Source organism: Bacteroides sp. 4_1_36 (genome assembly GCF_003466325.1).
GTDB classification, from domain to species: domain Bacteria; phylum Bacteroidota; class Bacteroidia; order Bacteroidales; family Bacteroidaceae; genus Bacteroides; species Bacteroides uniformis.
Genome location: NZ_QSOX01000032.1, coordinates 15,311 through 22,242, shown reverse-complemented (window position 1 = coordinate 22,242; position 6,932 = coordinate 15,311). Strand labels below are relative to the sequence as shown.

The 6,932-nt window shown below is 42.7% G+C and carries 6 protein-coding genes; 5 read left to right on the top strand and 1 reads right to left on the bottom strand.

Annotated elements, in window-relative coordinates; all coding sequences use genetic code 11:
- The first annotated feature begins 138 nt into the window (after positions 1–138).
- From DXD65_RS19815 to DXD65_RS19795, 5 genes are all read left to right on the top strand, one after another.
- Entirely contained in the window at positions 139–3,270 is a 3,132-nt protein-coding gene (locus DXD65_RS19815; protein WP_034525381.1) for a PspA/IM30 family protein, read from the top strand.
- A 77-nt stretch (positions 3,271–3,347) separates the two neighbouring features.
- A complete protein-coding gene (locus DXD65_RS19810; RefSeq protein ID WP_022401132.1) occupies positions 3,348–3,695 on the top strand; it encodes a hypothetical protein in 348 nt (115 codons plus the stop codon).
- A 457-nt stretch (positions 3,696–4,152) separates the two neighbouring features.
- On the top strand, positions 4,153–4,377 hold the full coding sequence (locus DXD65_RS19805) for a helix-turn-helix transcriptional regulator (RefSeq protein WP_005824474.1): 225 nt from the start codon (positions 4,153–4,155) through the stop codon (positions 4,375–4,377).
- Positions 4,377–4,703, top strand: a complete 327-nt coding sequence (locus tag DXD65_RS19800) for a HipA N-terminal domain-containing protein (RefSeq protein ID WP_022401131.1) — start codon at positions 4,377–4,379, stop codon at positions 4,701–4,703. The genes DXD65_RS19805 and DXD65_RS19800 overlap by 1 nt, the downstream gene beginning before the upstream one ends.
- Before the next feature lie 2 nt (positions 4,704–4,705).
- Positions 4,706–5,647: a HipA domain-containing protein gene (locus tag DXD65_RS19795; protein WP_005824466.1), complete on the top strand. Its 942-nt coding sequence runs from the start codon at positions 4,706–4,708 to the stop codon at positions 5,645–5,647.
- Between the two features lie 28 nt (positions 5,648–5,675).
- Here DXD65_RS19795 and DXD65_RS19790 read toward each other — a convergent pair whose 3' ends face one another.
- Positions 5,676–6,782, bottom strand: a complete 1,107-nt coding sequence (locus DXD65_RS19790) for an AAA family ATPase (RefSeq protein ID WP_008661903.1) — start codon at positions 6,780–6,782, stop codon at positions 5,676–5,678.
- Positions 6,783–6,932: the final 150 nt, after the last annotated feature.

The following is a 6,932-nucleotide window of genomic DNA, read 5'->3' as shown; positions in this document are numbered from 1 at the left end:
CCGTTACCTGCGAAGTAACGGAATTTTTTAACAAAAGCATTGTGGGAAAAGGAATGCCGGAAATGAGAAATTATTCACTTTTTATTTTTTAAATTTATAAATTTAAAGTTTTTCAATTATGAACAAAAGTTTCTAAGTGTGACCCTGTTCAGTGCCTTGATGATAGGTGCGACAGGAACGTTCACGTCTTGTAAGGACTATGATGACGACATCAAGAACTTGCAGGAACAACTGGGCAAGAAAGCTTCACTTGAAGAGCTGGCTGCAAAAGTTTCGACTTTGGAGACAGCTGTCAACGATGCTAAAACAGCTGCCAACGAAGCTAAGGACAAGGCTCAGGAAGCTTTGGACAAGGCCGGTTCGGCAGAAGGTGGTGTTTCTGATGACGACTTGAAAGCTCTGAAGAAAGAACTGCAAGACCAAATCGACAAGTTGGCTTCTTTGGACATCGTAAACCAAAAGATTGCGGCTCTGAAAGAAGAATTGAAAGGCGACTTCGTTACAGACGAGAAGCTGAAGGACTTGGCTGCTGAAATTGACAAGGTAAGTGCTGAGGTGATGTCCCTGATTGGTCATCGTCTGACCAGCCTGGCCGTAATCCCTACCAGCCACATCAACGGTATTGCCGCCATCACGCTGACTACCCTGCAATATACCCCGCAGAAGTATCAGGCTATGGCTAAGCATACAACTCAAGACCACACTACGACTCCGGTTTTGGACCACGTAAATGCTGCTGCTACAGCTAACTTTATTTCTACAGATTACAACGAGGCTTATTTCCATGTAAGCCCCAGCGTAGGTGTCCGTACTTCAGATATTGAATTGCCCTCATTTGATTGCATCACATCTGAAAATATTATGACCAAGGCTACCGGTGCTGATATTAAGACTAACAGCCCGATTCAACCGGTTAAGTACGACATCAATAAGGACGTGCTGACAGTAAAATTCAAAAAGACAGTCAAGGGTTCTATCGCTGCAACGACTGCCGGCGACAAGGAAAAGTTCTACATGGCATCTTTGAAAGCTCCTATCGCTGCTGAAAACTATACAGCTGCTGAAAAGAAAGCTTTTGACGAACAAGGTACTAAGGTGTATGTGAACTCTGAATATGTACGTCTGCACGAAGAGGTTAAGGTTCCGTATCTGGTTAATAGCAAAACTGACTTTAGCAAAACTATGACCGGTAAGTTTGCCGATGAAATCCAGAACGACGGCAAAGAAGACTTCTATGTACACTATCATGACTCTGTATGCGTATACGAATCTAAAGCCAACGAATATGTAGACTTTAAGCAACCTTATAACGAGCCGCTTGATTTGAAGAAATTGGTGAAGGTTTGTGTTACAGACGCTAAAGATGCTAAAACTAACCACGCTAACCATGCAAATCTGGCAAACTACAAGGATTATGGTCTGACATTCCGTTTCTACATCCCTACTGCTCCTTATAACACATTGGGTGGCGTAGATGGTAACACCAACAAGACAGACCAGCAGAAATTTGCCAAGCTGGATTCTCACGAAAACGGTATCATGTCTTCCAAGGTTTACACTGTCGAAGGTACTTCTGCAACAGCTGTAGGTCGTGAGCCTATCGTTCGCGTGGAACTGGTGGATACAGTAAACAATGCTTTGGTTGCCATGCGTTACCTGAAAGTGAAATGGGTGAAAGAAGCTGGCGAGAGAGAGTTGTCTCATGCTTTTGCTGATTCTATCTATTACTGCAGCAACTACACCGGTCGCATCGGTACTCAGGAAATGAATGAGGACATCTACGACAAGGCTAAAGAAGGTGGTATGACCAAGCAGGAATTCCACGCCGTTTATACTCAATTTGATGGTACAAAGGGTGCCGGCGAAGGTACGGCTTCTGTGATTGCCAACTCTGAAGCTGGTGTAGAATCTTACAACATCATCTGGACACTGACTCATGCAGACATCGTTAAGAAGTATCCGAACTGGAACAACCAGGAAAAGATGAGCTTCAGCAAGGTTTGCTACTACTCCGATCCTACAGGTGCATATCCTACATTGAAGATTACTTTGACACGTACTATCTACAAGCCGGTATTCAACCTCTGGGGTTACGATGGCCGCTACTGGAAGAACGACAATGAATGGTCCACATTCAATGTAAACCCGATTGTTTACAATACCGAGGAATCCAATCCGGCATGGTCTAACAATACAGAGAATAACCCGACATGTAACATCTACACAGACTTGCTGAACGGTTTCCTGAACGACCTCGGAGTTAAACCGACAACCGGTTTGGGCGGCGCAATCTGGTATGCCGATGCACTGCGTGCCGGTAAGAAGTTCTTCTATTCCGGACTGTATCCTTATGCTGCCAGCGGCCACCAGGGTGTGAAAGGTGGTGCTTATTCAGAGGAAGGTGCCCGCTTCGTGTTCGACAAAGAAAAACTGGAAGCTGCCAATTCTGCTTACAAGTACGAATATTTCAACGGTACAAGCGTTGTTGAAAAGACTGCGACTGTAAGTCCTGACGGAACAATCCTGTACATCGACGGCAAGAAAGCTGCTGAGATTGTGAACTACGCTCCCAACAAGCTGGATGCCAATGAAATCACTTACAACATCAAGTTGGAAGAAGTAAACCCGACTCACGCACCGCGTAGCGGCGACGCTCCGACAGAAGCTGCCAAGGCTCTCGTAGGCAAGTATGTCCCCATCAAGTTGGTTGCCGACGTATGCTACAAAGATGCTTGTGCTGCTGGTTCTCTGCTGGCTGCTGCCCACACTGCAACTATCAAGGAATATGATGCATTTATCATCGAACCGTTGACAGTAACTACAGGTGAAACTGAGAACTTTACTGATGCAACTGTAGGTGGTAGTACAATTGACGTTAAGGGTGCTTTCACTTATGTTTCTTGGAATGCTGACGAATCAGGCAAGAAGTATATTGTAGCCAATACTACCGGCTTGCAGAAAGCTTTGTGGGAATTCTACGAAGTAGTTCCGGGCGAATGGATGACAGACCAAATCAAGTCTAACTTGAAACTGGTTAACGGTAACTTGGTTCCGACTGATGGTGTAACAAACGGTCCTCTGCCTTCTAATACCAAGGTTGTTTACAACCAGGCAGATGAAACTCTGACTTACAACAACTACAGCGGTACTCCGGTTAACTGGGATTACAAATTGTTCATCCCTGTGAAGTTCGGTTACAAGTGGAAGACATTCACTTTGACATTCGAAGTTGATGTTAAGAAGAACTCTGGTACTCCTGCTCAAAGATAATCATCACTGCAGATAACTAATAAAAGAGAGTGTTTCCGGAAAAGAAGCACTCTCTTTTCTATAAAAACAAAAGAACAATGAGACGAACGATTTTGGCTATGTTGACAATAGCTTTCGGTTTTTTATATTCTTGTACCAATACTAACAGTACAGAGTCTACTCATTCTTTCGCCGGTACATTCATAACGGAAAATGGCGTGAGGTTTGAACTCCGTGCAGACTCAACCACCCTCATCACTTTCTCTGATTCAGTGAAGTATGAAGGTACATGGAAGTCTTGCAAGGCCGAAGACCACTTAGAGTATGCCAATATCGAATTTGGAGGTTATCAGGAATACTATTATTTAAAAGATGAAAAGCTTTACCGAAGTGAGCGCGAAATGCGCCACGATGCTTTGGGAACAAAAGTGAAATATCAGGAATAAACTGAAGAGTAAAACATTTGCATAGAAGAGGCTATCTCAAGTGCATTTTGAGACAGCCTCTTGCTTTTTTCAGCAATTCACCATTTAGACAGTTGTACGCAGCAAAAGTGACAAGAATTTATAAGAGTTTGAACAATATAACAAGCTATCTTCTTATGTACTCAGCAGAATCAAGCAAAGCCGGCCTAGAAATATAGTGTGATTCTCATAAGAGATTATATGCTTAGCCCAAAAGCCACTGAAAGAATTATCACAGAGGCCGTTGAAGCAGTGAAGGACTGGCAGGCTTTAAGAGTAAAGCCAGAAATAGGTAGACAGGAAATGGATAGATTCATAAACTTATTCTAGCTAATTTATACCCGAAAAGATATAATCTCTTTCTCCTTTAATCTTTTTATACCCTTATGGGTGTAATAACGAAAATATATTCTATCTTTGTACCCCAAAGGGTATAAAAATGGAATATACGGAACAAACAACATTATCCAAATATGTAAAAGCGATGCGTAAGCAGTACAATCTGACCCAAGTGGAACTTTCGGAAAAGTCAGGAGTAGGCTTGCGCTTTGTCCGTGAATTGGAGCAAGGCAAACAGACGCTGCGGTTGGACAAGGTAAACCAGCTACTGTCTTTGTTCGGCAGCGAAGTTGGCGCAGTACCTATAACTAAAACTGACGAATGATGAAGCAGGCATTGATAAATCTCCGAGGAATAAAAGCCGGTATCCTCACAGAGGATGAGGATGGCTATACCTTCCAGTACGATACGGAATTCCTGCAGTCGGATGTTGCAGAAGCTGTCAGTCTCACATTACCCTTGACAGAGAAAGCCTATCACGACAAAGTGCTGTTTCCTTTTTTCGACGGGCTGATACCCGAAGGATGGCTGCTTGACATTGCGGAAAAGAACTGGAAAATAGATGCACGTGACCGAATGTCACTGTTGCTGGCGTGCTGTAAAGACTGTATCGGTGCAGTGGGTATCGAACCTATAAATGAGGAGGATTAAAAATGGCAAAATGTCTGTATTGCTACAAAGAACTGAATGGAAATGAGAGGGATTTCCACAAGGCTTGCTCAAAAAAGATATTCGGGACACTAGAGGCGCCTATATTGCCTTATACGCACAATAATCTCAACGATTTGGCAAGGCAGGTAATTCGCAGTCAGACCACACTGACCGGAGTGCAGGCCAAATTATCATTGGATATCAACAAAGGAAGTAAAAACGAGCCTGGACGATTTACGATTGTAGGCTTATGGGGGCGCTATATTTTGAAGCCGCAAACCGAACGGTTCGGCAATCTTCCCGAATTAGAGGATCTGACAATGCATCTTGCGGAGATAGCCAAGATACGAGTTGTGCCGCATAGCCTCATCCGCTTTGAGGATGGTGAATTATGCTATATCACCCGGCGCATAGACCGCACGAATGAAGGAGGGAAATTGGCTATGGAAGACATGTGCCAACTTTCTGAAAAACTCACTGAACAAAAATACAAAGGTTCTTATGAACAGATTGCGAAGTTAGTGCTGAGATATTCATCCGCTCCCAAATTGGACCTGGTGAATTTCTGGGAGCAAGTCGTCTTTTCATGGATAACCGGTAATGCCGACATGCATTTGAAGAACTTCTCGCTTTATAGTCCCCAACAAGAGGTATATACGCTCACACCAGCATATGACATGCTGTCTACCGCATTGGTGATGCCTGAAGACACCGAAGAACTTGCACTTACACTAAACGGCAAAAAACGTAAATTAAAGAAGGCTGACTTTGTCACGTCCATACGGGCGTCGGGATTGGACGAAAAAGTAATAGAAAACCTCTTCAAGAAACTCTTGAAAGTAGAAACCAAATGGATGGAGTTCATCAGTCTCTCTTTTCTACCGGAGGAGATGCAAATATCATATAAAGACATGATAAGCATAAAACTCAATATGCTGAAATGATACGAAACCCAACAAGGATTTCCTCTTTCTATCGCCCTTCTCTCTTTACTTCAATCCACCTTCTGAAGAAAGGGTCATCCAGTTCATACCCCTCATTACGTATCACATATCCTTGTTGTCCAAGTCGCTTCAAGCTACTGAAAGCTGTACTTGGAGAATCAATACCGACAGCTTGTAGAAAAGGAAGACTGGACGGAGTCCCCATCTGCATAGTTAAGCCTATCAAGACTTTTTTATCTGTTTTATTGAAAGTGCTCCATAAACGTTCATAATCCATATCGTGTACATGGGTCAACTCCGTAATGGCAGTTTCCACCAAAGTATCACTGTAACCGTTTTGTTTCCAGTTATTCCATGTCTGGTAAGCCAGTTGCTGGGTGTAATAGGGATGACAATTGGTGAACGACAGAATGCTGCGGCCTATCGTTTCAGCATCCATATCCTCACCCAAGAGAAGAAAGCCATTCTTGAGAAACTCATAGAAGTTATCTTGAGGAATCTTACCCAACTTCATCAAATATCCAAAATGATAGAAAGGGGATTTCTTTTTTTCGAAGATTTCCTGCATCATCGATTCCTGGCTACCTAAGAAAATGTAATTGGCATGGTTGTAAGTCTGTAGAATAGACCTCAATTTTTTATCCAGATTCTTGTCCAATGTACGTATTTCTTGGAATTCGTCCAGTACTACAATCGGTTTCTTGTGTGGATTCTTCATTCCCAGTTTATCAATCAGTGTGAATACATCCTCTAACAGAATGAAGCCATCCATTGACGGCTGAAATGAAACTTCTATGCCATCCGTCATGGGATTGGTTGAAATGGTGGGGATAAAACGAAAGTGAGTGATAAGATGTTTCAGACGTTCCATAGGATATTGCTGAAGCATAATCCACAATAATCGTGCGGCAAAGTCGGCAGTGCCTGTTACCAACTGCAGGTTCAACTGAAAAACGGGACGTGACAATCCTTTCGTTACTTTTTGAACGAGGCTGGTCTTGCCGAAACGTCGTGGGCTAATAAGTATCAGGTGATTCTCACTTGCAAGTATCTCTCTTACTTTTTCTTGTTCCGCTACTCTATCCGTAAAGTATTCACCGTCTACAATTGTACCGAATTTAAATGGATTATTCATATTGCGACTTTTTTCAATGCGACTTTTTTCGCAAATATAAGAAATATATTTGAGTTCATTCTGAAAGACTGGCTAAAATGAAGAAATACATTATAAACTTCTGTTTTGCTTCATTTTATTGTATATACTTGTAAGGTAAACCTTTTATAA

Excerpts from the sequence above, each read along its gene's own strand:
- DXD65_RS19810 (WP_022401132.1), top strand. The coding sequence starts at position 3,348 with ATGAGACGAACGATTTTGGCTATGTTGACAATAGCTTTCGGTTTTTTA.
- DXD65_RS19805 (WP_005824474.1), top strand. The coding sequence starts at position 4,153 with ATGGAATATACGGAACAAACAACATTATCCAAATATGTAAAAGCGATG.
- DXD65_RS19800 (WP_022401131.1), top strand. The coding sequence starts at position 4,377 with ATGAAGCAGGCATTGATAAATCTCCGAGGAATAAAAGCCGGTATCCTC.
- DXD65_RS19795 (WP_005824466.1), top strand. The coding sequence starts at position 4,706 with ATGGCAAAATGTCTGTATTGCTACAAAGAACTGAATGGAAATGAGAGG.
- DXD65_RS19790 (WP_008661903.1), bottom strand. The coding sequence starts at position 6,782 with ATGAATAATCCATTTAAATTCGGTACAATTGTAGACGGTGAATACTTT.